This window comes from Synechococcus sp. R6-7 (assembly GCF_047461695.1).
Taxonomy (GTDB): domain Bacteria; phylum Cyanobacteriota; class Cyanobacteriia; order Thermostichales; family Thermostichaceae; genus Thermostichus.
The window spans coordinates 1-2504 of sequence record NZ_JANSHS010000436.1 but is presented as its reverse complement, the minus strand read 5'-3'; the positions used below and the strand labels follow the sequence as shown (position 1 = coordinate 2504).

Annotated in this window: 1 protein-coding gene; it reads left to right on the top strand. The window is 63.2% G+C overall.

Annotated features, from left to right (window positions below):
- Positions 1–2504 (top strand): helicase-related protein (locus NW815_RS12285; protein WP_414416069.1); only part of this gene is annotated, 2504 nt, incomplete at both ends.

Here is a 2504-nt window from a genome sequence, read left to right as displayed (position 1 = left end):
TTTTCGGCCATCCCTTTGGGCCGGAGCACGTCATTGAGGAAACCCTGGCCCCCCTCACCGAGGGCGGCCCACCCACGGTGGCAGAGCTGAAGAGCGCCCTGGACTTGCCTTGGCCTACAAACCAGGCCGATCTGCGCCGCCATCCCCTGATGCGCTGGCTAGAGTATGAGCTGGGCCTGGAGCAAAGTCCCGATGGCAGCTTCAGGCGCCGCGTGCCCAGGAAGCTTTCCAAGGTAGCCGCCCAACTGGCAGAGCTGACCAGCACTACCCCTGAGAGCTGCACCGAGTCCCTACGCCAGTTTCTGGCCCACGCCAGCAGCCTGCGGGAGGGCTCTAGCCGCGGCCCGGCCTTGAAGTTGCACCAGTTTATCTCCCAGGGCCGCACCCTCTATGCCACCCTGGAAAGTCGGGACAAGCGGCAGTTTTCCCTGGAAGGACAAGTGCAAGCAGGGGAAGGAAAGCTGTTTTTCCCCGTCAAGTTCTGCCGCCACTGTGGCCAGGACTACTACCACGTCCTCAGGTCAAAGACTCACTTCCTGCCCTATCCTCTGGGGGAAGAGGTTGAGGAAGGCGAAGACCAGCAGGCCGGCTACCTCAGCTTGGATCCCATTGACAACGAGTGGTCGCCAGAGCAGATCCCGGAAGATTGGTACACCCCTGAAAACCGGCTCAAACCCCACTGGAAAAAGCGCGTCCCCCAAGCAGTTTGGGTACGCCCGGACGGCTCCTTTTCCGAGGTGCCTCAGGCAGAGGCCCAGAAGCTGTGGTGGCAGCCCCAGCCCTTTTCTCTTTGCCTAGCTTGCGGCGAGTACTACAGTGGGCGGGAGCGGGAGTTCGCCAAGCTGGCTTCCCTCTCCAGCGAAGGCCGCTCCAGCGCCACCACCATTCTGGCCACTTCTCTGCTGCGCCATGCCGCTCAGACGGGTGCAGCCCGCGGCAAGCTGCTCACCTTTACCGACAACCGCCAGGATGCCTCCTTGCAGGCCGGCCACTTCAACGACTTTGTCCACGTGGCCCTTTTGCGGGCCGCGCTCTATGCTGCCCTGCAGGAGAAAAAAGAGCTGGACTTCTCAGAGGTAGCCCCGGCAGTGGTGCAGGCCTCAGGCTTGAGCCTTGCCGACATTACCCAAAACCCCGATTTGGATCCCCAGTCGCCGGCTGCCCAAGAGGTCTGGCAGGCTTTTACGGAGCTAACCGAATACCGGCTCTACGAGGATCTGCGGCGCGGCTGGCGGGTTACCCACCCCAACCTGGAACAGGTGGGCTTGTTGAAAATCGAATACCGCAGCCTCAGGGAGCTTTGCCAAGGCTCGGCCCTAGCCCCTCTCCACCCCTGGTTTGTCCAGGCCGAGGTTGAGGAGCGGGAACGCCTGCTGCGGGCTGTTTTGGATCAGTTTCGGCGCAAATTGGCCATCGATGTGCGCCTGCTCAAAGCCGAGTCCCAGAGAACGCTGCGCCGACGGGCCGAGCAACACCTCAACGAGTTTTGGGGCCTAGAAGAGTACGACGAGCTGCGGACGGCCACCTGGTTTGCCCGCCAAAGCTGCGACGGAAAGGACATAACAACTTTCAGCCTGGGCCACCGCAGCGCTATTGGGCGCTTTCTCATCAAGTATCTCGAGCTGACCAGAGAAGCTTACGACGAGCTTCTGGGATCCCTGCTTTCTCTCCTAGTTAGCTACGACCTGCTGCGGCGCCACTCGGAGAATGGCCAGGAAGCCTACCAGCTCAACGCTGGCTGTCTGCGCTGGTGCCTGGGCGATGGCTCGCCGCCGCCAGATCCTCTGTATTCCCGCCGGGCCGAGCAGAGCGGCTACTCCTCTGCCCGCCGCCCCGTTAATCTCTTTTTCCAGCGCCTCTACCAGGCCGGGGCAGCAGGGCTGGGATCCCTGGAGGCCAGAGAGCACACGGCTCAGGTGGTTCGCCTAGGGGAGCGGGAGCGGCGAGAAAAGCGCTTTCGCGGCGAGGAGAGGGATCGCCGCCTTCCCTACCTAATCTGCTCGCCCACCCTGGAGCTGGGGGTCGATATTGCCGATTTGGATCTGGTGCATCTGCGCAACGTGCCCCCCACACCCGCCAACTACGCCCAGCGCAGCGGTCGGGCAGGCCGCCAGGGGCAGCCGGGACTCATCCTCAGCTACTGCGGCGCCTTCAACAGCCACGACCAGTACTACTTTCGCCGCCGGGCCGAAATGGTGGCTGGACGGGTGCGACCTCCCCGCCTGGACCTGGCCAATGAGTCGCTGCTGCGGGCCCACATCCACGCCGTCTGGCTGGCCCAGGTGCGCCTGCCCTTGGGCAACTCCATCGAAACGGTCATCAACTTGGATCGGCCAGAGTTGCCCCTGCGGGAAGAGGTGGTTGCCTCCATCCAGCTAGGGGAGGCAGCCCGCCAAGAGGTGGCAGAGCGGGTGGAAGCGCTCTTGGCTGCTGACCGGGAAGTGCTAGAGCGCAGCGGCTGGTTTAGCCGGCGCTGGATCCAGCAGGTTATTGAAGAAGCCCCC